This window comes from Bradyrhizobium sp. CCGUVB14, from assembly GCF_024199935.1.
Lineage (GTDB): Bacteria > Pseudomonadota > Alphaproteobacteria > Rhizobiales > Xanthobacteraceae > Bradyrhizobium.
Genome location: NZ_JANADS010000001.1, coordinates 7391348 through 7416252 on the forward strand (window position 1 = coordinate 7391348; position 24905 = coordinate 7416252).

Below are 24905 nucleotides of genomic sequence, written 5' to 3' on the forward strand. Positions count from 1 at the left end.
TCAACTGTGCCAGGCGGAGGCGATCGTACTCTGAAGGCTAGAATCGCTTGGCATCTGGGTTGCCGTTGCAGGATTGAAGGCGGAATTGTTCGCGGTATAGGTGGCCATGGCGGACACCAGTTGGGCCACCTCGCTGTCGAGCTTCAGTCCTGCGGCCGTGAACGACTGCACCGAAGCAGTTGGGCTGCCGCCAAACCAATCATCGATCGTCAACTTGTCGCTGCTGCCCAGGATGTCGATCTGGAGGTTGTTGCCGACCTGGACGAACCACAGGCTCTCATCGCTCAATCCGGAACCAAAGCTTACGGCTCCGGTGCTCGAGCTAACAGCCTTGATCTCTCCTGTACCATCGCCCGAGCCGAAACTATAGGTCTGGCCAGTGCCGCTGGCTGTGACGGTATTGCTTCCGGAGAAGACGATTTCATCGTTACTTCCGGCAATCGTGCCGCTTGCCCCGCTTCCAAGCGTCACAATGCCGTTCGACACCGTCACGATATGACCATAGGCGCCCACGAGGTCGACCGAATCTCCGGTGCCCGTGGCCTTCACAGTGCCGGCCGCGTTGTCCGTGATCGAGTTCGAGTTTCCGGTCACAGTGGCCGTCGTGCTGTTCGCCGTTGCCGTCGACTCGATCGTCACCGTTGCGCTGCTGGTCGTGGCTGTATCGCCCGCTCCCTGCATATCAAGCCTGACGTTCGCCCCATTCGCGACCACGGAAGAGCCTGGTCCTTCCTCCGTGATCACAAAGCTGTCGCCGGTCAGCGTAACACCGCCCGCCGCCGCAGATGTGCCAACGACCACCGTGCCACCGGCCAGGGTCGCCGCATTGCTCGTGCCCGTGACCGTCAGCGTATTCCCGGCCCCCGTCACCGTCGCAGTACCGCTTCCGGTTTCCACGATCGCGTCCGAGGTGGCGTTGATCGTCGCCGAGGCGCCAGCAGCCAACGTAATCGTCGACCCCGTTCCGACGGCAGTGATCGTGTCACTGGCTCCGGTGATGGTGCCGCTCGCCCCGCTTTCAAGCGTCACAGTGCCGTTCGACACCGTCACGATATGACCATAGGCGCCCACGAGGTCGACCGAATCTCCGGTGCCCGTGGCCTTCACAGTGCCGGCCGCGTTGTCCGTGATCGAGTTCGAGTTTCCGGTCACAGTGGCCGTCGTGCTGTTCGCCGTTGCCGTCGACTCGATCGTCACCGTTGCGCTGCTGGTCGTGGCTGTATCGCCCGCTCCCTGCATATCAAGCCTGACGTTCGCCCCATTCGCGACCACGGAAGAGCCTGGTCCTTCCTCCGTGATCACAAAGCTGTCGCCGGTCAGCGTAACACCGCCCGCCGCCGCAGATGTGCCAACGACCACCGTGCCACCGGCCAGGGTCGCCGCATTGCTCGTGCCCGTGACCGTCAGCGTATTCCCGGCCCCCGTCACCGTCGCAGTACCGCTTCCGGTTTCCACGATCGCGTCCGAGGTGGCGTTGATCGTCGCCGAGGCGCCAGCAGCCAACGTAATCGTCGACCCCGTTCCGACGGCAGTGATCGTGTCACTGGCTCCGGTGATGGTGCCGCTCGCCCCGCTTTCAAGCGTCACAGTGCCGTTCGACACCGTCACGATATGACCATAGGCGCCCACGAGGTCGACCGAATCTCCGGTGCCCGTGGCCTTCACAGTGCCGGCCGCGTTGTCCGTGATCGAGTTCGAGTTTCCGGTCACAGTGGCCGTCGTGCTGTTCGCCGTTGCCGTCGACTCGATCGTCACCGTTGCGCTGCTGGTCGTGGCTGTATCGCCCGCTCCCTGCATATCAAGCCTGACGTTCGCCCCATTCGCGACCACGGAAGAGCCTGGTCCTTCCTCCGTGATCACAAAGCTGTCGCCGGTCAGCGTAACACCGCCCGCCGCCGCAGATGTGCCAACGACCACCGTGCCACCGGCCAGGGTCGCCGCATTGCTCGTGCCCGTGACCGTCAGCGTATTCCCGGCCCCCGTCACCGTCGCAGTACCGCTTCCGGTTTCCACGATCGCGTCCGAGGTGGCGTTGATCGTCGCCGAGGTGCCTGCACCCAGCGTAATCGTCGCCCCCGTTCCGACGGCAGTGATCGTGTCACTGGCTCCGGTAATCGTAACACCCGTAACGCCGCTCTCGATCGTGACGGTGCTGTTCGCTACCGCTGCCGTCGCGCTCGAGCCCGTCATGTCGACTGTGCTGCCGGTCGCTCCCGAAACACTCGATCCCGCCTTTTCCGTGATCGAGTCCGACGAACCACTAATTGTGACCGCCGCACTGCTCTCAACCGTCACAGTTGCATTGCTGATCGTCGCACTGTTCGCGGTCCCCGTGACATCCAGAGTATCGCCGGTGCTGCTCGTACTCAGGATAGCACTACCGCTGCCCTTCTCCGAGATCGCAAAGTTATTTCCGGTCAAGGTTACAGAGCCGCTCGCCTGAACCGTGACGGTTCCGCCATTCAGTGTCGCTTTTTCGCCCGTCCCGCTCACCGTCAACGTGTCACCGGACCCAGTCGACGTCACTGCGGCACTGGTCCCGCTCAACGTGATCGCGTCCGAATTGCCGTTTAGCGTTACAGACGCTCCGGAGCTGCTCAGCGTCAAAGTCCCATTGCTCATTGCCAGCGTTTGGGCCGTGCCGGCGACAGTCAGCGACGAACTGGTGCCAAGCACGTTGATCGTATCGCTGCTCCCGCCGATCGTCGCTGTCGTCACCCCGCTCTCGACCGTCACGGTGCTGCCCGTCACCGTCGCCGTCGCGCCGGAGCCCATCATGTCGACGGTACCGCCAGTTGCGCCGGACACGCTCGATGAGGTCTTCTCCGTGATCGTGTTCGACGAGCCCGTAATCGTCACGGCCCCACTGTTCTCGACCGTCACAGTACCGTTGCTGATGGTCGCCTTCTCGCCGGTGCTCGTCACATCGAGCGAATCGCTCGTGCTGCCGCTGCTGAACACCACGGTCCCATTCGCGGCTTCCGACACGACGAAATTGCTGCCGGTCAGCGTCACGGCCGCGCTGCTCTGAACCGTGACGGCCCCGCCGGCCAGCGTTGCCGCGTTGCCCGTCCCGCTCACCGTCAACGTGTCTCCGGTACCCGTCGAGGTCACCGTATCAGACCCGCTCTCCACAATCGCATCCGAGTTGCCGTTGACGGTCAACGAGCCACTGCTGCTTAAGGTTACAGTTCCGCCGGTCATCGTCAGCGTGTCGCTGGTCCCCTTCACCGTGAGTGAAGAACCTGTCCCCAACGCCGAGATTGTATCGCTGCTACCTGTAACAGTAATGCCGGTGACGCCGTTCTCCAGCGTCACGGTCGCATTCGAAACCGATACGGAGGAGTTGCTCGTCGCAAGGTCGATCTCATAACCAGCCGACGTGACCGTCACCTGTGTGCCCGTCGGCAGCGCAATGGATCCACCGCTCGTGACCAGAGTGTCGCCCGTTCCCGTCACCGTCAGTGTCGAGCCCGTACCCACCACGGTGATAGCGTCACTGTTACCGCCGATGATCGCGCCCGTCACGCCACTTTCGAGCTTGACTGTTCCGCTCGTCAACGTTGCGGTCGCGTTGCTTCCTGTCATGTCGACGGACATGCCGCTGCCGCTCACGACGACGGAGGCACCTCCATTTTCGGTGATTGCGTCCGACGTTCCCGTAATAGTCACGGTGCCGTTGCTCTCGACCGTGATCGTCGCACGGCTGATGGTCGCGCTGTTCCCGGTCCCGGACACATCCAGCGTGTCTCCGGTACTGGTGGAGGCAAGAACGGCGCTGCCGCCTCCATGCTCGGATATCGCGAAATTGTTGCCCGTCAGCGTCACGCCACCGCCGCTCTGAACGATAACAGTGCCGCCGGCCAGCGTCGCGGCATTTCCAGTACCGGTCACGGTGAGACTGTTGCTCGCACCGGTCGAGGTCACACTCCCGCTGCTAGTCTCCGCAATGGCGTCGGAGCTGCCGGTCACCGTCGCCGAACCGCCGGTGCCCAGCGTCAGGCTACCGCCGCTCAGAGAGACCGTATCCCCGGTCCCCGTCGTCGTCAGCGAGGCACCGGTTCCCGCAACGGTGATGGTGTCCGAGTTGCCGTTGACGGTCGCGCCCGTCACACCGCTGCTGATCGTGACCGTTCCGCTGCTCAGAGTCGCTACGGCGCCGCTGGCCGTCATCGTGACTGCCATCCCGCTGCCGCTGGTGACGGCCGTGGCGTTCAAGCCCTCGGTAATGGCAACTGAGGTGCCGGTTATCGTGATGCCAGCGCCGCTTTCCACGGTCACGGCGGCATGGCTAATCGTCGCGGCGTTGCCGGTTCCGGCAACGTCCAGCGTGTCTCCCGTGCTGGTCGCCGCCAGGATAACGCTCCCGCTCCCCAGCTCAGCTATCGCAAAGCCGGCTCCGGTCAACGTAACGGCGCCGTTTTGCACCGTTACCGCACCGCCGGAGAGCGTCGCCGCGTTGCCCGTGCCGCTCACGGTCAGCGTATGCCCCGCCGCAGTCGACGTCACCGTGTCGGAGCCGGTCGCCGCGATCGCATCCGAGCTCCCATTCAACGTCACAATTGCGCCGCTGCTCAATGTCACCGAACCGCCGCTCAACGACACGGTCTGCCCGGTGCCGCCTACCGTTACGGAGGAGCCGCTGCCGAGCACATTGATCGCATCACTGCTTCCGCCGATCGTGACGGCAGTGACGCCGCTCTCGACCGTCACCGTGCTGCCCGTGACCGTCGCCGATGCGTTGGAGCCGGTCATGTCGACCGTCCCGCCGGCAGCGCTCTGCGACACGCTCGACCCGGCTTTCTCCGTGATCGCGTTCGACGAACCCGTGATCGCAACGGCCGCGTTGCTCTCGACGGTCACCGCCGCGCTGCCGATCGTCGCGCTATTGCCTGTGCCGACAACATCCAGTGTATCGCTGGTGCCGCCCGCCCCGAGCACGACCGTGCCACTGCCCTGCTCGGACACGGCAATATTGCTGCCCGTCAGCGTCACCGCACCGCCGCTCTGAACCGTCACGGCGCCGCCGGCGAGCGTTGCCGTGTTGTTCGCCCCGGTGACCGTCAACGTGTCGCCGGATCCATTTAGCGTGACCGTCGAATTGGCCTGCTCCGTAACGACGTTGGAATTGCCGTTGATCGTCGCGGTCGCATTGTTCAGCAAGACCGATCCACCGCTGATCGATACGATGTCGCCGCTCTCTGAGCTCAGAGAGAGCACCGATCCCGTTCCCAGAACGGTGATCGTATCATTACTGCCACTGACGGTTGCGCTCGCACCGCTTTCTATGGTCACGGTTCCGGCCGAAAGCGTCGCACGCGCAGCGGTCCCAGTGACGTCGACGCTCGCTCCACCGCCGCTCACGGTCACACTCGCATTGGAGCCAAGGCTGATTGCGTCTGCCGTCCCGCTGATCGTCACGCCGCCCAGACTACCGACTGTAACCGTCCCATTGTTGATCGTCGCGGTGTTGCCGCTGCCGGTCACGGAAAGCGGCATTGCCGGTCCCGCTCACGGTCAGCGTGTTGTTGGCCCCTTGCGAGACGACGGTCGCGCTTCCCTGCTCGACAATTGCGTCGTTGCTTCCGGTGACAGTCGCGGATGCGTTCCGCAGCGATAGCGTGCCGCCACTGACGGAAATCGTATCACTGGTTCCCTGGCTCAGCTCAATAGTTGTCCCTTGCTCGAGCGCCGTGATGGCGTCGTTGCTGCCGCTAAGAATGGCGGTCTCGACGCTGCTCTCAAGCGTGACCGTGCCGCCCGACAACGATGCCGAAGCAAGGCTGCCGACCATGTCGACCGAGTTGCCGGCGCCACTCTCGATGGTGACGGTCGCGCCGAACTGCTCCGTGATCGCGTTGGCGCCTCCGCTGATCGTCACGGACGCGATAGTCCCGACGGTCACCACGGCATCGCTGATCGCGACGACCGCATTTCCATTGGACAATATGTCGAGCGTGTTTCCGGCTCCAATGACGTTCATGGTCATCGGTCCGGTGATACTCTGATCCATTGAAATCAGGTCGCCGCTGCCGTCGACACTGCCGCCGGAGCTCGACGAAAACGCCACGGTGCCGTCATTCATGGTGACGGCAGCGGTTCCCACAATCGTCAACGTTGCGTTATCGCCCAGAACATCGACCGTGTTTTCCGTGCCATTGACCGTCACCCCCGTGACGCCATTCTCGAGCGTGACGGTTACTCCGTTGCCGCGCATAGAGGCGCCGGAGCCGGTCATATCCACCGTGTCGGCCGCGCCGCTCACGGTCAGAGTTGCTGCCGTCATCTCGGTGATCGTGTCGGCGCTTCCCGTGATGACGACGCCGGTATTCGCACCGACCGAGACCGTTCCAAAATTGATCGTCGCAGTATTGCCAACTCCCGTGACGTTCAGCGTGTTGCCGGAATCCAGCAGGATGACGGTGCCTTCACCTTCCTCCGCAATGGTGTCGGCGGTGCCCGATATCTTGAGGGACCCGGACTGTTCGACCGTCACCGTGGCACCGCTGATATCCGCGTTGTCGATCACGGTCACGCTGTCGCTGAACCCTTTGACGTCGAGCGTATCGTCGCTTCCCGTCGCGTTAATAGACGCATCCCCACCGAGGATCGTCATCGCTTCGTTGTTTCCCGAGACCGTCGACGACGTATTTGCATAGGCCAGGACGACCTCGTTGCTTCCGTCGATCGTGGCTCCGCCGTATTCATCGATCGTGATGGCGTTGGCGTCGCCGTCGATCGTCGCGTTCACGCTTTCCTCAAGAGTGACCGTGCCCTCACTGATGGCAATGTCGTCGCCCTGGCTGGAGCCAATTGTGAGAACAGAGCTCGCAGCCACGGCGGCAATGCTGTTGTTATTGCCGGCAATGACGGCGCTCGCGCCGCTTTCGACAGTTATCGTCGCCCCCGCGACCGTGGTGGAGGCGCCGGAGCCTGTAATGTCGATCGCAATATCTGTTCCCGACGCCGTCAGCGTGCTGTCCGACTGTTGGGTCACCGAGTTGGAATTCCCGCTCAGCGTGACGGAACTGCCCGCCCCCAGATCCACGCTGTTCGCGCTTCCGGTGATATTGATTCGAGCGGCAGGCTCGACGGTGATCGTGCCGCTGCTGATCGTCGCGTAATTTCCAATACCGGAGACATCAAGCGTGTCGCCCGTTCCCGTGGCCGTCAATCGACCCAAGCCGGCTTCCGAGATCGCGTCGGAATTGCCGTTGACCGTCGCCGAGGCATCATTTGCGAGCGCAACGCTGCCGCAGCTCATTGCAACGACCTCTCCGGTCCCCGCAATAGTCAGGTTCGATCCGGTGCCAAGCGATGTGACCGTATTGTTGTTGCCGTAGACAACAGCATCCGTGACTCCGTTTTCGATCGTGACGATGCCGCCGGTCAGCGTCGCGGCGGCGCCAGATCCGGTCATATCGACGGTAATGGCCATCCCGCTTGTTACGATCGTGGCGCCCGCATCCTCCGTGATCGCGTCGGAGCTGCCGTTGACCGTAGCGGCGGCGCCCTGTTCCATCATCACAGTTGCATTGCTGATGCTGGCGGTATTGCCCGAACCGGCAATGTCGAGGGAATCGCCGCTTCCCGTCGCAGTCAACGCATCCGAGCCGGTCTCCGTCACGACGTCGTTGGTGCCGGTAAGCGTGAGGGAGGCATCGGCTTCCAAGATGATGGTGCCATTCGACACGGTCGCCGTATCGTTCTGGCCGGTGACATCCAGCGAGATACCGGCTCCGCCCGCCACCACACCCGAGCCCGGGCCCTGCTCCAGAATCGCAAAACCGTCGCCATACAGCGTCACGCTGCCGGCAATGGTGTTCGTTCCAACGCTGACCGTACCGCCGGCGAGCGTGGCGACGTTGCCGGTGCCGGTGACCGCGAGCGTATCGTCAGTACCAGCCGAGGTGACCGTGTCCGATCCGGTCTCCGTGATCGCGTCGGCATTTCCGGTCAGCACGAGTGACGCACCGAGACCCAGGGTCACTGTGCTATTTGAAACCGTCGCGGCATCGTTCGATCCCGTCACATCGAAGCTGATGTCCGTGCCGCTGGTGATGACCTGCGAGCCCGTGCCCTGCTCGGTGATGATAAAATCGTCGCCGGTCAGCGTGACGGCCCCGGCCAGTGTCGCTGTCCCGACCGTGACCGTCCCGCCGGCCAAGGTCGCGGCATTCCCGGCACCCGTCACTATGAGGGTATCGCCGAACCCCGTCGACGTCAGCGTATCTCCCCCCGTCTCGGTGAACGTGTCCGAGCTGCCAGTGACGACAGCGGATGAGTTGGCTTCCAGCGTCAGTGCGCCATTGGTCTCGTTGACCGTATCGCCGGTTCCGGCGATCGACAGCGCCGAGCCAGCCGCGACGGTGATCGTGTTCCCGCTACCATCGACGACCGCGCCCGTCACCCCGCTTTCCACGGTGACAACGCCGCCGCCGAGGGTCGCAGTTGCGCCGGCGCCCTCGATGTCGACGACGATCGAGGCGCCACTCGCCACGACCGCCGCGCCCGCATTTTCGGTCACCGCATCGTCCGACCCGTTCAGGGTCACCGACGCGTCCGCAGCCAGCACGAGCGCGCCGTTGTTCATGGAAACGATGCCGCTGGTACCAGCCAGCTCGAGCCGCGTATCGACTCCAGAGACAGTTATGTTGTCGGAGATCCCAGCAACCGTCGCCGTCGTGACACCGCTGTCGATCACCACCGAACCATTGCTGACCGTCGCGATAGAGCCGGCCCCCGTCATCTCGACGGCGTTGTTCGCACCCGTCACCGTCAGCGCGGCAAAGCTGCCCTCGCCGATGGTGTTGCCGCTACCATTGAGCGAAGCGGCAATGCCGTCCTCAATCGTGATAGCCGCACCACTTCCGTCGATCGTGTTTCCGGACCCATCGACGTCGATCGCGACCTCTGCGTTGGATCCCGACTGCACGACATTCGAGTTTCCGTCGATCCTGATCTGGTCGATGCCCAGCGCCGCAAATACGCTGTTGCCATCACTGTCGATCTCGACGTCGTTGGTGCCAGAGCCCGTCGTAATCGACGTGCCGTCGTAGCGCGCAACCAGGACATTCACGCCCGTCCCGCCATAGATCCTCGAATCGAGGCCGCCGGTGATCGTCACGTTGCTCGCGGAGCCCGCGACCAGAATGGAGTCCGTCCCGCCAACGATCGTGGCGTTCGACATGCTTCCGGCCGTGATCGTATTGCTCGAGCCGCGGTCGATGACCGTGTTGACGCCGCTGGCGCCCATGTCGACGGCCAGATTGGATCCCGTCAGAATCTCGCTAACGGTTCCATCAGCCGCCACGGTCGTTGCGCTGTTCGGGCTGGTGTAGGCGACGTTCGTCGAGCTGACGGCGCCATTCAACAGGTAGGTATCCGCGATGTCGCCGGTCTCGCCGTTCGTCCAGGTAAAGGTCGAGTCCGCCGTGATCAAATTGCCGTTGTCGTAGACGCCAGTGAGCATCGCATTCAGATTGATCGATGCGATGCCCAGCGCCGCAAGGCTGTAGACCTCCCCGCTCTCCGAAACCCCGTCCGAGTTGCTATCGACCCACACCTTGATCCCGGCCGCGTCGGCTTCCGCCGCCGTCAGGATGCCGTTGTGATTGCCATCGAAGCTCGCGAGCATGGCAAAGGACGGAAGCCACTGCGCACCGCTCGTGATGCTGCCTTTGTTGTCGGGGTCAAGGACCAGAAATCCTTCGTCCGGCGTAATCCACGCCGTCGATGCTTTCGATCCATTGCCGGTGACATCGAACGTGACGCCGGAGCCCTGGACGCTGACCGTGTGGACCTGCTTGCCAGCGAGATTCAGCACCAGCGGAAAGTCGGCCCCGCTGTCGTCACTGAAATCTCCGCCGTCATCGCCGCCGCCGTACCCGAAGTCGCCCGAGTCATCCGAGAAGACAGTGCTGTACTCGCTGTCGTCATCCTCGAGATAATAATCGTCGCTGTAGTAGCTGGTCTCGTACGTGTATGCGGACGAACCGTCCGAGAAATAGCTCGCATAGGCCTGCTGTTCGGAATATTCCAGCGCGGCAAGGTCGCCGTCATCTCCGTTGAGAGGGCTGATTTCGCTGCCGTTCAGGGAGACGCTCTGTCCGGTCGACGTCACATAGTTTTGCGCCCACGGCACGAAGACCTCGTTGACCTCGTCCTGAAAGGTCTCCTCCAGGGTCGCCGGCGGATTGGTATTGAGATCGACCGCCGTGGGGACAATTGCCCCGTCCGGCACGTTCTCGAACCAGAACAGCACGGGAGAGGACCATTCGACGACGCCATTGACGACGTCGGCGAAGACGACGTCGTACGTCGTGCCTGTATCCGGCGCCTCGACCGATTGAGCCAGGAACTGGCTCGGCGTCATCAAGCCGCTCTGCCCGTCGTCGGCGAAGATGTAGACCTGGCCGGCGTAGTCGTTACTGAGCTGATTGATGCCGTCGTAGAGCTCGTCGGACGTGACCTCTGTCTGCGCCGGCAAGGTCAGGGAGCCCGATTGATCGAGAGGCGACCCGACCGAGTCGGAGCCGGACGTAGGTGTTCCTTCATAGCTGGGGATGAAGATCGACGTCAGCCCCGCATTCGATGCGGCGCCCGTGTCGGTGTCCAGCCAACCGGCGAGATTGCTCTCTGTGATGCTCCCCACCGTCACAGGATCGGCATCCGACGCAGCAGTCTGCGACGTCGTATCCGTCCCGTGAACGTCATACACCGTGATGACGGTCTGGCCGGATGATCCGCTGCCGAACAGTTGCGTGGCATCCCCGTCACTGCCCTGCAGTTCGAGGTCATTCGTCAGGGTCGTTGCATCCACACTGGCGCCCGATGGCAACGCAGAGCCGAGCGTCGGCTGCACGTCCGCCCAGGCGTTGTCCAGATTACTCGCCGAGTTAGTTGTCGTTTCGCTGGTCTCGATGCCGTTGGCATCATACGTGAACGTTTGATTCGAAATGACGCTGCCGTCGGCAGCGTATTGAATTCGTTGCGTAACCTGACCGCCGTCGCCATCGTAGCTTGTATATTGCTGGGTGTAGGTGCCAGCCGACGGATTTTGCACCGTCTCGGACACCGTTCCATTCGGAGTGATCGACGCTCCGTCGACCGCCGTCCCCGACCCGTTGTAGGTCACAGCCGAACTCGACCCGTCGGCGTTCTCAACAACATCCGCACTCGCATTGCCCTGCGAGTCAAAGACGGAAACATTCTGGCCGCCCGTTGAGGATGTCGGCTCGACAGCTACCGTTGGCCCGGTCCCCGCCGTTGGGGCGACCTGCTGATTGAACTGGACGTTATCAATGATTTGCTGCGCTACATCCGATAGTGTCAGGTCCGGATTAGACTGGAGCCCGCTCGCCCATTGCGCCTGAGCCAGATTGATGAACTCCTCGACCTGATCGGACGGAACGCCCGATGAGAGCAAATCCTGCCTGATCGTATCGACTTCTTTTTGCAGCTCGGCATTCGCACCGGCAGCGGCGCTAACGCCGGATTCGGACTTGCCTGTTACAAAACTGAGCACACTACTCGCGGCGCTCCAGATCGAGTTGACCGCAGCCTGGCCGCCCACAGCTCCAATAACGCCTCCAACCAAGCCGCCGACTACGCCAGCAACGACAGCGCCCGCACCGGTCTCGGCGAACAATCCTGCCCCAAGAGCGGCTCCGGCTTCACCTCCCTCCAGTCCGAAGTAGAGGCGCGCGGCCAAATCCGTCAACGTCTGTGCCGCACCTGATGTATTGCCGCTTTCTATCTGCTCCGCAGCTTCCGCCGAACTGGTGAGAGTGTCATACGCAATTCCGGCGGCACCGAGAACCTTCAACGCTCCGGACGCATAGCTTCCGAGTCTTATCGACGAAGCTCCGTCGAGAGCGGTCGCCGCTTCGGAGGGCGCTTCCGCCCCACTCAACCCCTCGAGTTCGCCCGCAGTCTGGTAAGTGCTCGCGAGCGAGCCATGGCCGCCTGTCGCCTGTCCCTCCAGATATGGCACGAACTCGCTTGAATCCACTCCAAGCCGCGCAGCCCCCTGCGCCGAGAGCTCGAAGCTCGGCGCCGCTTGCCCGTTAGCACCAATGAACCTGGTGCCGTCGGCTGATAGATTTGTTTCAAATATTCCATCTGTTCCGACGACTGCTTGTGATGCTCCGTTCACTTCCGCCAGGACAGCGTTCAGGCCCGACTGCTGATATGTCGCAACAAGCTCGCTTCGCGGAATTCCGTTGACCGCGCCGCCATCTGGATTGCTGAGAAGCGCTTGAACCTCATCAACTGAAAACACACTGGTCGGACGCGCATTTGCCGTTATCGTAAGGACGTCACCCGTGAGAGACGACGCGAATTCAACAGACGCCTCCGACCAAAACGACCGTCCGACAGACTGGCCGTTTATTGTGACGTTCGGCCCGGAGCTATCAAGCATCTGCCGAGTTGCCGTTAGCAAGTCCTGGCCGCTCAATCCTTCCGTAGCCTGCAGGATCCTCTGAAGAGCATCCTGGAATTCGGCGCTATTTAGAAGTGTGGCTCGCGCCGTTGCGTCGATCGATCCCCAGCCTAGCTGTCGCGCGATTTGCGGCGCGACTTGATAGGCATAGGTGCTACTGTTGAACGCGCCTGAGTACAGCACCCCGTTGGGACTGGACGATGCCGCCGAAAATTCCGACGCGACTGAACGGAGGTCGTCGAGCGTAGCCGCCGCATTGAGCTGCGCCAGGACATCGGAAGAGATGTCGCTCATACCAACCTCACCTTCCACGAGAAGCTCAGGTTGCGGAAGATCTCTTCCGGTGGGCGCACCTTGCTCGAGTTCATGAACCAACGCTCTTCGAAGAACGCTTTTATGTTTCGCTCAATTCGCGCAAAGTCCTGCGCCCTGATCCGAGGATGCGGCCCTGTAAATTTTGATACTGTCGCGTTCTCGACGTCGACGTCGTATGTCGTCTTCCCGTCCCAGCGACTCTGGGCGTAGAAATAGAAGTGGTAGTCCTTGTCGCGATATACGAACGCGTGCTCCCTCTCCGGCATCCCGCCGATCCAGGCGATGAAGCAACGGCCTTCTGGTCCGTCGATCGACACAATGTACTTCGAAGATGCATCATCGGTCGGCGGCTGAACCGAAGTAAATGGACCTTCTGCTTCGCCAGACGTCCGTCTCTTTTCTGCATCGTCATTCATCGTCAGATCCTCTGCGTTATTTGCGAAATCCAGCCAAGAGCGCTTTCACGATGATGGCGTCGAGCGTGGCTTGCCGCGCTGGCGTGATGCTAATTCCGGCCCTAGCCAGACTCTGTGCTGTCGTAAAACGTGGCCATGAGAAAGCTTTCCTCATCTGACTTGTCATTTGAACATTTCAAGAAGTCACGCTTGGGCTCCGAAGATGCCCCTCTCGTTCAACAATTTCTCGTAGTCGACGGCCTCAACCACCTTGAAGTACTTCGATTGAAAGTGAGTGGTGAGGTCACGCCCTAGCCTCACAACCGCGCTTGAACGTCCACCGAAGACACCACGTCCATTGCCGACCTGCACAAGCGCGGTATCGTCCTGTAGATTGAACATTGAGCCACCCGTCGTGGTGACGAACGCCTTTAAATTCGGCACCGGCGCATATCCCTGATCGCCGCAGTATCCGCCAATTCGCGCCCCCTCTTTCCTGTTCGACCCTTCGACAAGAAACATGATCCGCCGTTCTGTTCCCCAAACGGAAGGGCCCGCCTTGCTGATCGCACGGAGGTTCTGCAACTCATAGGTTTGCCGTATCGGATCCTCACACGGCTCCGTTTGATTACCAAATTTCAACTGACCAACGATGATCCTTGCTTGGGAGTTTGCTGTAGTCCCATCGTCGACCAGTTGCCCGGTCTGATAGCCCGTCAGTCCACCATCCTTGCTGCCTGCCCGACTTCTTTTGCGGTGGACGAGATCGACATCCCAGACTTGGAGATCGCTGCCGTCAGGTTCGGAAACATAAGTGCGGACAATGAGCCCTCCGGCCGGGTCTTCTAGCACGCCCTTTTGATCTAGGAACTTTCCATTCCAGTCGGAAAACGCGTCGACTAGATCAAGGCCCCAGAACTCCGGCCACACTAGATCCTTCGAAGACGCCACCGCCAGTGGGGTCTGTTGGGCCTTGGGGGCACCTGCATCGGCGGGCCAACTCGACGGCACCGATTGAGGAGCCGGCCAGGCAGGTTCACTTGGAAACGATTGTCCCTGAGCCTTCACCACGAAGCACAAAACGAGCAAACCCGTAGCCACTTGCAGCGCAAGTCGAGCCAAACCACTCGCGAGAACGGTGTATTTCTTCTCCGTCGCTGCCTGTCGTAACTGGCCCGATGCTGTCCGCGTAGTCCTTATGCGTCCGCCCATCGGACGCGCCCCTATCGAAGCATTTTTAGGCGCAAGTTTGATTTGCATTGGTGCTCACCGTTCCCGCAAGCTCTCATGCCGATAGCGCAACACCGGAGACATCACGTACTCGATGATGCGACGCGAGCCGGTCTTGACCTCGACGGTCACCGCCATTCCCGGCGAGAGCGACACTGTTCTATTGTCAATCTGCATTTCGGTTCGATCAAGTGAGATCCGTGCGGAGTAGAGCAGCTCCTGTCCGGCAGGCTCGCTCGATTCGGACAAAGCACCATCGCCTTTCGTCCGACCGGACGGATCCGGCGGCTTGTCCTTGATGATGGCGTCATGGGAGACGCTGACCACCTTGCCTTCCACCAATCCATAGCGTGTGAAATTGAACGTATCGACCTTCACCTCGACCGGCTGACCATCCCCCACAAAGCCGATGTCCCGGTTGGACACCATCACCTCAGCCTCCAGCCGGCTGTCGTCCGGCACGACCAACATCAACTGCTGTGCCGGCGTGACGACCCCGCCGACGGTATGAATGGCGAGCTGCTGGACTGTACCGTCGATCGGAGCACGCAAGACCTGCTCGCCGACCTTCCGTTCCGCTTTGACGAGATCCTGACTTAGCTCACCGACTTTGCGCTCGGCCTCGGCAAGATCGCTGAACACCTGATGCTCATACGCCGACCTGGCCTGATCGACCTGCTTCTCCAGAGCCTGCTTCGCGGCTGCGACCTCCGTCAGCTTGCGGCTTTGCACGATCCGTTCGTTCTGCTGATCAAGGAGCCGCGCTTGCGCATCGAGATAGGCTATGCGGTTGCCAAACTGAATTTCCATCGCCTTACGCCGGATGGTCGCTTCCTCTTCCAACATCGGCATTGATGCGTCGATCTTGGCAAGCGTCGCATTGACCTCATCGGCCTCGGCAAGCTTCTGATCGATCTGCTGACGCAAGGAGGCAAGCTTTGCGGCCTGCTCCAACGCCTGGGCAAGCATCGCCGCACGCGTCTTCTCGACGTCGGCGGTTGGCGCATCCGTCGGAACAACCAGCGACGGAGGCGGCGTCCCGTCCGGAAATGCCTCGCGCAGCCCCGACAGCCTGGCCACGTCGAGCTCCGCCGCAACGAGATCGTGTTTTGTCCGACGCTGCTCCGCCGTGGTGACGGTCTGATCGAGCTCGATCAGCACCTGTCCTGCGGTTACGTGATCACCGTCCTGGGCATGGATGGCACGGACGATCCCGGTCTCGAGCGGCTGAACCGACTTGGTACGACCGGACGATACGATCTTGCCGGGAGCCGTTGCTATTATATCGACCTGCCCAAGAGCAGCCCAGATGATTGCGGCTGCGACAAACGCGATGACAATCGCACCGATCGCCCGCCCGACCGGTGAGGCTGGCGTCTCCAATATCTCGAGTGCGGCCGGCAAAAACTGGCGCGCCGTGGCGTCCGGCGAACGGGAGGTCGCATCAAGAGACGACATGAAGCCCCCCATGGCCACCGCTTTGCAGACCGTGGAGGGACGCATAGCGCCCGCCCCGCGCCATTAATTCGTCATGGGTGCCGTCCTCGACGATGCGACCGCGCTCGATGGTGATGATGCGGTCGGCCATTCGGACGGCGGAGAGCCGATGCGCAATGATCAGTACCGTCCGCCCCCTGGCCATCTTGCGCATATTGGCTTGGATGATGTGCTCGCTCTCGTAGTCGAGCGCGCTGGTCGCCTCATCGAAGATCAGGATCTTTGGATCTGTCACTAGCGCACGCGCGATTGCGATGCGCTGACGCTGGCCGCCGGACAGGCTGGCGCCGCGCTCCCCGACGACCGTGTTATAGCCGTCGGGCAATTCCAAAATGAAGTCGTGGGCACCAGCCAGCTCGGCCGCCTGGATCACCCGCTCCATCGGCATTCCGGGATCGGCCAGCGCGATATTGTCCCGGATCGACCGATTGAACAGGACGTTTTCCTGCAATACCGACCCGATCTGTCGCCGAAGCCACGCGACATCGGCAACTGTCAGATCGATGCCGTCGATCAACACGCGCCCGCTTTCGGGGACATATAGCCGCTGCACGAGCTTGGTGAGCGTCGATTTGCCGGAGCCGGACGGCCCGACAATGCCGACCACCTGCCCGGCTGGAACATGCAGGGACGCATCCTCGATGATAACGGGTCCGTCGACACGGTAGCGGAAAGAAATGTGCTCGAACCTGATGTCGCCGCGAATGGGCGGCAGCGCCGCTCGGCCGGCATTGAAGGCGGGTTCTGGCACGGTGTTCAGGATGTCGCCGAGACGATCGATCGACACGCGCGCCTGATGAAAGTCCTGCCATAGCTGCGCAAGCCGCAGCACCGGCTGGGCTACGCGCCCGGCCAGCATGTTGAAGGCGATTAACTCGCCCACCGTCATTTCGCCCGCAATCACCAAGTGCGCGCCGAAATAGAGCGTGAGCGCAGTCACGAGTTTACTGATGAGTTGCACCAACTGGCTCGCCCAGTTCCCTAGCGAGAGCACGTCGAAGCTTGCACCGACGTAGGCGGCGAGCTGCTCCTCCCAGCGCCGCTGGGTCTGCGGCTCGATCGCCATGGCCTTCAGCGTGTGAATCGCGCTCACGCTCTCGACCAGGAAGGCCTGGTTCTCGGCACCGCGGTCGAACTTTCGATCGAGCCGTCGGCGGAAGATGGGTGTCACCCCAGCCGACAGCACGATGTAGAACGGGAACGAGCCCAACACGATCCAGCTCAGTTCCACTGAATAGTAGAACATCACCGCCAAGAAGACGAAAGTGAAGAATAGGTCTATGACTAGGGTCAGGGCCGAGCTGGTCAGGAAGTTGCGGATGTTTTCGAGTTCGCGCACGCGCGCAACGGAATCGCCCGCCCGCCTTGCCTCGAAATAGCTGATCGGGAGAGCGATCAGATGCCGGAACAGCCTCGCACCCAACTCGACATCGATCCGATTGGTCGTGTGCGAGAAGACGTAGGTACGCAACCCGCCAAGGGCGGTCTCGAAGATCGAGACCGTCACAAGCCCGATCACCAGGACATCCAATGTGGTGTAGCCCCGATGAGTCAAAACCTTGTCGGTGACAACCTGGAAGAAGAGAGGGGTGACCAGCCCAAAGAGCTGTAGAAAGAAGGACGCGACCAGCACTTCAGCGAGCAGGCGCCGATATTTGTGCATCGCCTGCAAGAACCAAGTGATATCGAAGCGTCGTGCGAGATCGGCAAGCGATGCTCGCCGCGTCATCATTACCAGCCGGCCGGTCCATTTTGCCAGGAATTCCTCGCGGCGAAGGCGCTGCGGACGGCCGACCGAAGGCATCTGGATGAGCACGTCGTCCGCCGTTGCGAGGCCCAGGATCAGGAAGCCGCCATCGTTAAGCTCGGCGATGGCCGGTAGCGGCAGGTTGACGAGACTTGACCATCTAAAACTCACTGCGCGTGCCTTGAGCCTCAGCTCGCGAGCGCAGAGCAGCATCTCAGCAACCCCCACTGGGCTTCCCGAGAAGCGATGCTTGATCTGCTCTGGATCAATCGAAATCTGGTGAAACCGCAACAGCAGTTGCAAGCATTGCAAGCCGGAGCTGTTATTCGACGACTCCATAACCCCGCCCGCCTCGAACCCGACTATAGACCCGTTCCGGAACGCATCGATGCCCCTCACTGTGCCTGGACGCACAGACGCTTGAGTCGTCTCCGCGAGAAAACAGTGACAATTCGACCAATTGACATCGACAACCCCCAATTGCGATCGTTCGACCGCTGATCTGCCACTGACAGAGACGCAAACTCTCCCCGGCCGCGAAGCACACACGTGCCTAGCGACTAATCCACACCCGCGAATTTTGAGAAGAACTCGTCCGCCTCTGTTCTTGAGGCTTCAACGCAAACAGCGCTGACCAACGTTCCAGCTATTGCCCCGACGCACCACCACTTCCCACTCTTCCTTAGTTCTTATTGCCAGCCTGCTGCATTCGAAATCTTCGGACAAATGCCGCCAAGCTGGAAGCCCCTTCATTCACGCGCCTATGAATAGAAATACAACCCTCGAATGTCGGCAAGACTCAATTTGTTTCGAAACATTTCGATCGCTATTCCAAGCGATATCATGCAGCGCTCAAACACGCTCACGAACCTTGCCTACTCAGACCGTGTGGTTCGGAACCAATCAGGGAACGATTGACGGTTAGGCTCGGAGAGCCGGCATCCAACACGATGCCTGTCGACACCTCCTACACATGTGGCCCGACTCCTCAACACGTCGAAGATTTACATGGGTCTCGCACTACCCGAGGAACAACGACCACACTGGCTTTCGATGGATTTTTCTTGATCTCCCGGTACACACGTCGTGCACACGCCGCCATCTAACTCACCGAAAACTTTTAACTCTCGTCCCGATCCATCATTGGAACGACCGAGCTTCCGCGATAGGCTCTTCCCGGACCACACACATGCAATCGGAAGCGTCAGCAGAGGTCGTACGGCCGCCGGCGCCTGATGCTCTCTGGCAGAGCAACTGATAAGGTTTCGCCGTTTTCCTTATCAGTCGTCGAACTGACTCCGTTTTGTTAGAAACCTTATCAGTTGGCGGACTGACTCCATTTGTCGGCCGGCCTTCTGATGAATCAGGCAGCTCACCCCGCTCTCCCAATTGGGAGCGATGCCCGCTCGACGCACCCAACCTCTCCTCCTAAGGCAGGCCCCATGATAGCGACGATCGGACAGCAGAATGCCGGGCGTCACCATCAACACCCTGCGCAGGAAATGCGCGAATCGCAGAAATAGCTGAAATTAGTGGACTTCTGCGACGGGCCAATCGGCATAGCGGATGCGATAACATAGGCAACGGGGCGAACGACGGTAAGATAAAGAGTTCGCCCGCCTAACGCGCTCCAACAGCGCGGCTTGCATCGAACGTCTCAGACCGTTCCACCACGAGTCAGACATGCAGGCGAATTCTACGTGCTCAAACGCGCATTGAACCGCGAGCGAAGCCATCTGCTCTCTGGGCAATGCGGCAAATGAACGAACGAACTGCTCTGCAAGCAAGTCGCGTCGAAGCCAAGTAAAAGCCAAAACAGCTCCGCCGTCCGCGGCTAGCAAGTGCATCGCTACAAAACTACAAAAATCAACGGGCCTTTGTACACGCCGCGCGGCGAAGTCGTATATTGGCCGGAAGGCGCCAGCGGCCATCACCGCGGGTACTGCGTCGAAACGTACAACTAGGCTACCAAGTTCATTGAAGCGCCGGGCCGCAATGAGCATCTCGGTGCGGACCAACGCCTGATGCGCTTCCTCGCTGGCTTGTTCGTTGCACATCGCAATCCAAACAAATCTAAGGTTCTGCAGATCCTTCGATTCGTCATCCAGCTCGGATGCCGCAGACTCCAGCTGGCTGTTGCGCTGATAGAACTCAGCAGCGATGGCCCGATAATGCAGCAACGCAAGCTGCTCGGGCGAGCAAACGAGCGGCGCGTCTTCGATTGGTGCAAAGAGCGCTTTGTCATGAGCCGCACAAAAACAGTTCATGGTCGAAAAGTCGCCCACACCAATCTCTTTTGCCTCGAACTCTGTCCGCTGCATCTTCATGATGGCCAGCAACGAGGTGGGGACCGCGACGACGTGGCCATCCCGGGCAATCTGCTTCAGCTGAGAGCGGGAGATGATGTGAGCGCGAACGATCTGGCCCCCGCACGGCGACTGATCGGCAGCAAGGCATTCTTTGAACTTGAAGAAGCACTGATGCTTCTCCGTGAATGACCAGAGCTGTGGAGGAATAGTCATGGTTTTGAGGAAGCCGCCTTAGGCATGGGCCTCATTACTCGGCGGCTTCGGCAGGCTGACCTCTAAGCTCCGCGAATTTTGCCGCCATCGTCGGATTAGATCGAGTTAGCTTCTTGATCGTCACATCTTGCGCCTTGTCGTTCGCGAGGCGGAGATTGCGGTCAGCACCGATCAACGCATCCTTTGTCTTCTGCAGATGATCGATGGACTTGTCAATTTCGGTGATGGCCGTCTGGAAATTCCTTGAGGCGAGGTCGTAATTCCTGGCAAAACCGTTCTTGAAGCTCTCAAGCTGGCTCTCGAACTGGGTGATGTCGATATTCTGCGCCTTAACAAGCGCCAGCTCCGTCTTGTATTTCAAAGAGTTTGTAGCTGCGTTCCGCAGAAGCGTGATCATTGGCAGGAAGAACTGCGGCCGGATGACGTACATCTTCGGATAGCGGTGGAAGACGTCCACAATACCCGCGTTGTAGAGTTCACTGTCCGGTTCGAGCAATGAGACCAGGACCGCATACTCGCAGCCCTTTTCGGCGCGATCCCGGTCGAGCTCTTTGAGGAAGTCCTCGTTCTTGCTCTTCGTGGCGGTCCTGTCACTCTCATTCTTCATCTCGAACATAATGGAGATGATCTCGGTGCCGGCGTCATCCGAGTCCCGGAAGATGTAATCACCTTTGCTGCCGGTCCGCGCGTCGTTGTCCTTTTCGAAATAAGCCCGCGGAAACGCCATCGAGCGCACCCGGTTGAACTCGATCTCGCAGTGCTGTTCGAGGCTCTCGCCGACCATCTTGGTCGAGAGCCGGGCCTTCATGTCCTTGAGGCGATCAATCGTGTCGTCGCGATCCTTGATCTGGGTCTCATACTTGTCCTTCAGCGACTGCTCAGAGAGCTGTTTTTCAAGCTGGACCTGCTTGATGCCGGTCTTTAGTTCATCGCGTTCTTTTTCGATCGTGCCGACGGCCTCGGTCACGGCGAGCTTTTTCTCAAGCTCGACGGCCTGGAGCTTGGCCTTCAACTCCTGAATTTCCTTTTCCTTCGCAGCAGAGGCCTTGTGCAGCTCGCCGGCCAAGAGAGCCTCAGCAAGCTCCGAGGCCGCTTTCTTCTCGCGCTCAGACTCGGCCAGCGCATTCGCGAGCCTGTCCCGGTCTTTCTCGATGGCGCTGAGCGCTTCGGTGACGGCCAGCTTCTGGGCGACGCCACTCCCCTCAAGCTTGGACTTCAGCTCTTGGATTTCGGCGTCCTTGGCCGCTGAGGTCTTTTGCATATCGCCGCTGACCTGGGCCTTGGCCAATTCAACGGCGCTCTGCTTGTCACGCTCGGCCAGTTCCAACCGTTCGTGGAGCTGCTCTGCGAAATCGGCGTCGCGGACCTGCTTCAGAATCTCAGCGTAGCCGGACTCATCGACCTTGAAGGCCTTGTCGCAGTGGGGACAGATGATCTCGTTCATGGTTCCTGTCCGGATGGGCAGCTGCTGTTTCATTGGAAAATTGGCCGCGGACCGGCGGGTATCAGCCTCCAAGCGCAGCGAGAACAAAATTAGAACGCTCCGCTTTAGGCGGTCAAGCCGGAAGCCGCGATTTTGCGCATTTCGCTCGGGCAATCCCCGGCTTTCCGCGGCGTCGCTGGCGCGACGGCACGATGCTCGGGCCATCCTCGACGGCGTTGATTAAGGCATCTCCGCTGCCCGTGGCGAACAGAACTCCAACTGTTTCAATTCCCGGTTCTTTGGGGTGGTTTTGACCGATCAACGATCTCGAATTTGCAGCTGCTCCAGAGTTCCTCGGCGCATTTCTTGTCGATCTTTTGCGATTGTTCGAACGAAATCCCTACGCCGTTCACCCAGCAGTACAGCAGCTCAATTACCCTCAGCGAGGCCGCAAGCACGGGCTTCTCGTCACCGAACTTCATTGGCGCGATCGTCTCACCGTTCTTTTCCGCATTGGTTTGCGTGAGATAATGAGCAACATGCTTGTTGCGCAAATTGCGGATCGACTTCAACTGCGGTGACGATTTTACCGCACGTGCCTCCGCGATCGCTTTGCGCAGACCTTCAACAGCCTGATTGGCGTGCTCCTCGCCACGTTTGGCATTGTACTCTTTGAGCACCCGCGCTGCGATTTCTCTCTCTTCGGTAGACGCTTTAGGGTCCATCGGTTCCGGTGCGGCACCGTACATCGCTCGCGCCGCATCTGCTAAGGCACTGATGACCTTGTCGTCGTCAACAAGCTCGACAACGCTTGGGATGGTTTCGTTGTCGACATGGGGCTGGTCCCAAAAGGCAATGAGCCGCACCAATTCGATTTGATGCATAGCCTCACGGAAGGCATTGAACGCATTGGCGGCATAGGATCGCGGGATCTATTTTGACAGCACATCCGAATACACGACAATCGCATTGTTCTCTCGGATATATAGTAAGTAGTGGGCGTGCTAGACCAGTCGCTCAGTCAGACGTTTGGCTTCGGCTATGCGCTTATTGACGTCCCAAGTGTCAAACATGTTGTTCAATCTTATGTTGGCGGCACGAGATCTCCCTAGTCCGCAATATCGACAAAGCCTCCCACACGCGCAGACCGTTCGCTGGTCCTGATTGTTTGGTCGGCGCGGCGTTCGGCAGCGGCCTTGCGGCGACGACGGTAGAGATCTCGCGCCGCCTTCGCTTCGACAATCATTGGCTCGAATCTACCCCAATCGATCTTCCATTTCTTCTTGCTTCGCAATCGCCAGACTCTGAAGGACCGGACGATGTGGCGCTCAAACGTAGCTCGGCTGCATGTGTTGCCCCTCATGAAGTGACGAATGAGCCGCCGCTCGTCGGCCGGTGACATAGCGCCGATCGCCAGGAGCTGCTGGGTACGTCCCGATGCTCAATCGAATGGCAAATGGTGCAGATCGCGTCGACACCGACCAGAGTGGTAATCCCACTGCGAGGCTTCTCGACGTACTTCCAATTTTCGTGGCCTTGTAAGCGGTCGGTCCCGCCACAGATCGTACATCGTCCGAGCGCGGACCGAGTTGCAAGACTGAGCTTTAACCACCGACCGGGCCCGAGGCCGACTACATTGGAACGGAGATTCTGTCCCCAAAGCGGCCCTGGGATGAGTTCTAAGCGGAGCTTATTCCTTGGCATCGCGTCTCCCTGGCTTTCAGCGCCTTCGACCACATATGTGTCGCGCTAAGACGGCGATAACACCTCGCAATGTATATGAAAGTTCGAGTTCGCCACCCCCTAGAATCCGTGGTATGGTTTTGTCATGACCGACAAGCGCAAAGGCTCCAGCATCAACTCGTATTCCCGTGTTTTGGGCGGCAAGACGTTTGCGGCAATTTCAGCCGTAGAAGGCCTGAAGCTTGGTCGTGCCTCGCGAGAACGCTTGTCGACTCTTCGCGAGAAAGACCTGACACCCGCCCAAAAAAGGGCTGAGGTTTTGCGGGCCTACGTCAAGCCCAAGGGTCGCTAACGGCCTTGACCGGCTACGACGTCTTTGACGACCCGTATTGCTACAAAGGCACGTCAGTCCTCAAGAATCGCGCCCGCCTCACAGACGGCGCGACGCTGGAAGCGTTTGAACTCGAAATGTCGACCCTGCGGTCTGAAGAGCCTCTCCCGGCCGGGAGGTTCACGCCTGCGCATTACAAACGTATCCACCACCACCTTTTCCAGGACGTTTACAGCTGGGCAGGGAAGTACCGTAAAGTCCGCACGGCTAAGGGCGGGAACATGTTTTGCTATCCCGAACACATCGTATCCAGCATGGATGACCTGTTCGAGAAGTTGGCAAGTGCGGCCTTCAAACCCGGCGTAGGCGTCGAGGACTTTCTGGAAGCGGCCACCGACTTCCTCGCCGAGCTCAACGCCATCCACCCGTTTCGCGAAGGCAATGGGCGTTCCCAATTGTCTCTGATGTACCTGGTCGCGCAGCGGGCCGGCCACCCGCTCGTTTTGACGCGCATCGAGCGCGACACCTTCATGCCAGCGATGATCGCGAGCTTCCTCGGCGACAATGGGCCGCTCAAGCACGAATTGCGGAAATTGCTGTGACTTAGTCGCCGCCGGCCTGCCGGGCCAGAAGCTTGCGGGCACGGGCTAGCCGGGCCTTCAGGTCTTCCTGGAAGGCCGGGTCTTTGCGCCGGTTCTCAATGTGCTCGCTGATCGCCGCACGAATCACGTCCGAAACGGCGCGCTGCTCGACCGAAGCAACGGTTTCGAGCGCTTCGGCCTGCTCGTCCGACAGGCGGATGGTCATCGCTTTTGTGGTTTTCATGCGGGAAATCTGCACCTTAACACCGGGCTTGTCAAGTGACATGGTGTCGTGGTATCTTGGTATCAAATTAAGGAGGTACCACGATGACTGAACACCACGAACCTGGCGCCCCGACTGATCGCGAAAAGCAGCTGGCGGCGTTCAAAGAGCGACAATTGCAAGAGCTGCGGGAGTTCGAGGAGCGCCAGTTGAAGGCGCTGGAAGAATTCGAGCGGCAAGAGCTGGAAGAACTGAAGGAATTCGAGGAGCGGCAGCACCCCTACGAGATCAAGATCGACCGCACCGAGTTCAAGGTGACTGAGCACTTTCTCACGGGCGCCCAACTGCGGGCCCTACCCAATCCGCCCATCGGTTCTGACCGAGACCTGTTCGAGGTCGTGCCGGGCGGCTCCGACGAAAAGATCGCGGACACCCAGAAAGTGAAGATGCGCGACGGCCTGCGCTTTTTCACGGCGCCCGCGCAGATCAATCCGGGCCTGATCTAAGGAACGA

The 24905-nt window shown here is 60.3% G+C and carries 13 protein-coding genes; 3 read left to right on the forward strand and 10 right to left on the reverse strand.

Annotated features, from left to right (window positions below; translation table 11 throughout):
• The 9 genes from NLM32_RS34525 to NLM32_RS34565 form a co-directional block, all read right to left on the reverse strand.
• On the reverse strand, positions 1 to 5499 hold the full coding sequence (locus NLM32_RS34525) for a hypothetical protein (protein WP_254133172.1): 5499 nt from the start codon (positions 5497 to 5499) through the stop codon (positions 1 to 3).
• Positions 5432 to 12739: an autotransporter adhesin family protein gene (locus NLM32_RS34530; RefSeq protein ID WP_254133173.1), complete on the reverse strand. Its 7308-nt coding sequence runs from the start codon at positions 12737 to 12739 to the stop codon at positions 5432 to 5434. Before NLM32_RS34530 ends, NLM32_RS34525 begins: the two co-directional genes overlap by 68 nt.
• Positions 12736 to 13176 (reverse strand): hypothetical protein, encoded by a 441-nt coding sequence (locus NLM32_RS34535; protein WP_254133174.1) that lies wholly within the window; start codon positions 13174 to 13176, stop codon positions 12736 to 12738. The genes NLM32_RS34530 and NLM32_RS34535 overlap by 4 nt, the downstream gene beginning before the upstream one ends.
• A 183-nt stretch (positions 13177 to 13359) precedes the next feature.
• On the reverse strand, positions 13360 to 14415 hold the full coding sequence (locus NLM32_RS34540; RefSeq protein WP_254133175.1) for a hypothetical protein: 1056 nt from the start codon (positions 14413 to 14415) through the stop codon (positions 13360 to 13362).
• A 6-nt stretch (positions 14416 to 14421) separates the two neighbouring features.
• A complete protein-coding gene (locus NLM32_RS34545; protein ID WP_254133176.1) occupies positions 14422 to 15888 on the reverse strand; it encodes an HlyD family type I secretion periplasmic adaptor subunit in 1467 nt (488 codons plus the stop codon).
• The gene (locus NLM32_RS34550; protein ID WP_254133177.1) at positions 15830 to 17968 is read right to left on the reverse strand and encodes a type I secretion system permease/ATPase; all 2139 of its coding nucleotides are present in this window, start codon (positions 17966 to 17968) and stop codon (positions 15830 to 15832) included. The genes NLM32_RS34545 and NLM32_RS34550 overlap by 59 nt, the downstream gene beginning before the upstream one ends.
• Positions 17969 to 19158: 1190 nt before the next feature.
• On the reverse strand, positions 19159 to 20151 hold the full coding sequence (locus tag NLM32_RS34555; protein WP_254133178.1) for a hypothetical protein: 993 nt from the start codon (positions 20149 to 20151) through the stop codon (positions 19159 to 19161).
• 34 nt (positions 20152 to 20185) lie between these two features.
• Complete coding sequence (locus tag NLM32_RS34560; protein ID WP_254133179.1) at positions 20186 to 21595, reverse strand: DUF2130 domain-containing protein; 1410 nt, start codon at positions 21593 to 21595, stop codon at positions 20186 to 20188.
• A gap of 263 nt (positions 21596 to 21858) precedes the next feature.
• On the reverse strand, positions 21859 to 22506 hold the full coding sequence (locus tag NLM32_RS34565) for a hypothetical protein (protein ID WP_309144887.1): 648 nt from the start codon (positions 22504 to 22506) through the stop codon (positions 21859 to 21861).
• Positions 22507 to 23402: 896 nt separating this feature from the next.
• Here NLM32_RS34565 and NLM32_RS34570 point away from each other — a divergent pair.
• Positions 23403 to 23609 carry a hypothetical protein gene (locus NLM32_RS34570; protein ID WP_254133181.1) on the forward strand — a complete coding sequence of 69 codons (207 nt, stop codon included), beginning with the start codon at positions 23403 to 23405 and terminating at the stop codon, positions 23607 to 23609.
• A 5-nt stretch (positions 23610 to 23614) separates the two neighbouring features.
• Positions 23615 to 24190, forward strand: a complete 576-nt coding sequence (locus tag NLM32_RS34575; RefSeq protein ID WP_254133182.1) for a Fic family protein — start codon at positions 23615 to 23617, stop codon at positions 24188 to 24190.
• A 1-nt stretch (position 24191) separates the two neighbouring features.
• Here NLM32_RS34575 and NLM32_RS34580 read toward each other — a convergent pair whose 3' ends face one another.
• Positions 24192 to 24455, reverse strand: a complete 264-nt coding sequence (locus NLM32_RS34580; protein ID WP_254133183.1) for a DUF6290 family protein — start codon at positions 24453 to 24455, stop codon at positions 24192 to 24194.
• 41 nt (positions 24456 to 24496) lie between these two features.
• Here NLM32_RS34580 and NLM32_RS34585 point away from each other — a divergent pair, with 41 nt between their 5' ends.
• A complete protein-coding gene (locus NLM32_RS34585) occupies positions 24497 to 24898 on the forward strand; it encodes a multiubiquitin domain-containing protein (protein ID WP_254133184.1) in 402 nt (133 codons plus the stop codon).
• The last annotated feature ends 7 nt before the right edge of the window (positions 24899 to 24905 follow it).

Coding starts and splice junctions, on each gene's coding strand:
- NLM32_RS34525 (WP_254133172.1), bottom strand. CDS start 5,499: ATGCCGCTTTCCGTGACCGGCAGCGGCAACACCGCGACGATCAACAAT.
- NLM32_RS34530 (WP_254133173.1), bottom strand. CDS start 12,739: ATGAGCGACATCTCTTCCGATGTCCTGGCGCAGCTCAATGCGGCGGCT.
- NLM32_RS34535 (WP_254133174.1), bottom strand. CDS start 13,176: ATGAATGACGATGCAGAAAAGAGACGGACGTCTGGCGAAGCAGAAGGT.
- NLM32_RS34540 (WP_254133175.1), bottom strand. CDS start 14,415: ATGCAAATCAAACTTGCGCCTAAAAATGCTTCGATAGGGGCGCGTCCG.
- NLM32_RS34545 (WP_254133176.1), bottom strand. CDS start 15,888: ATGCGTCCCTCCACGGTCTGCAAAGCGGTGGCCATGGGGGGCTTCATG.
- NLM32_RS34550 (WP_254133177.1), bottom strand. CDS start 17,968: ATGGAGTCGTCGAATAACAGCTCCGGCTTGCAATGCTTGCAACTGCTG.
- NLM32_RS34555 (WP_254133178.1), bottom strand. CDS start 20,151: ATGACTATTCCTCCACAGCTCTGGTCATTCACGGAGAAGCATCAGTGC.
- NLM32_RS34560 (WP_254133179.1), bottom strand. CDS start 21,595: ATGAACGAGATCATCTGTCCCCACTGCGACAAGGCCTTCAAGGTCGAT.
- NLM32_RS34570 (WP_254133181.1), top strand. CDS start 23,403: ATGACCGACAAGCGCAAAGGCTCCAGCATCAACTCGTATTCCCGTGTT.
- NLM32_RS34580 (WP_254133183.1), bottom strand. CDS start 24,455: ATGTCACTTGACAAGCCCGGTGTTAAGGTGCAGATTTCCCGCATGAAA.
- NLM32_RS34585 (WP_254133184.1), top strand. CDS start 24,497: ATGACTGAACACCACGAACCTGGCGCCCCGACTGATCGCGAAAAGCAG.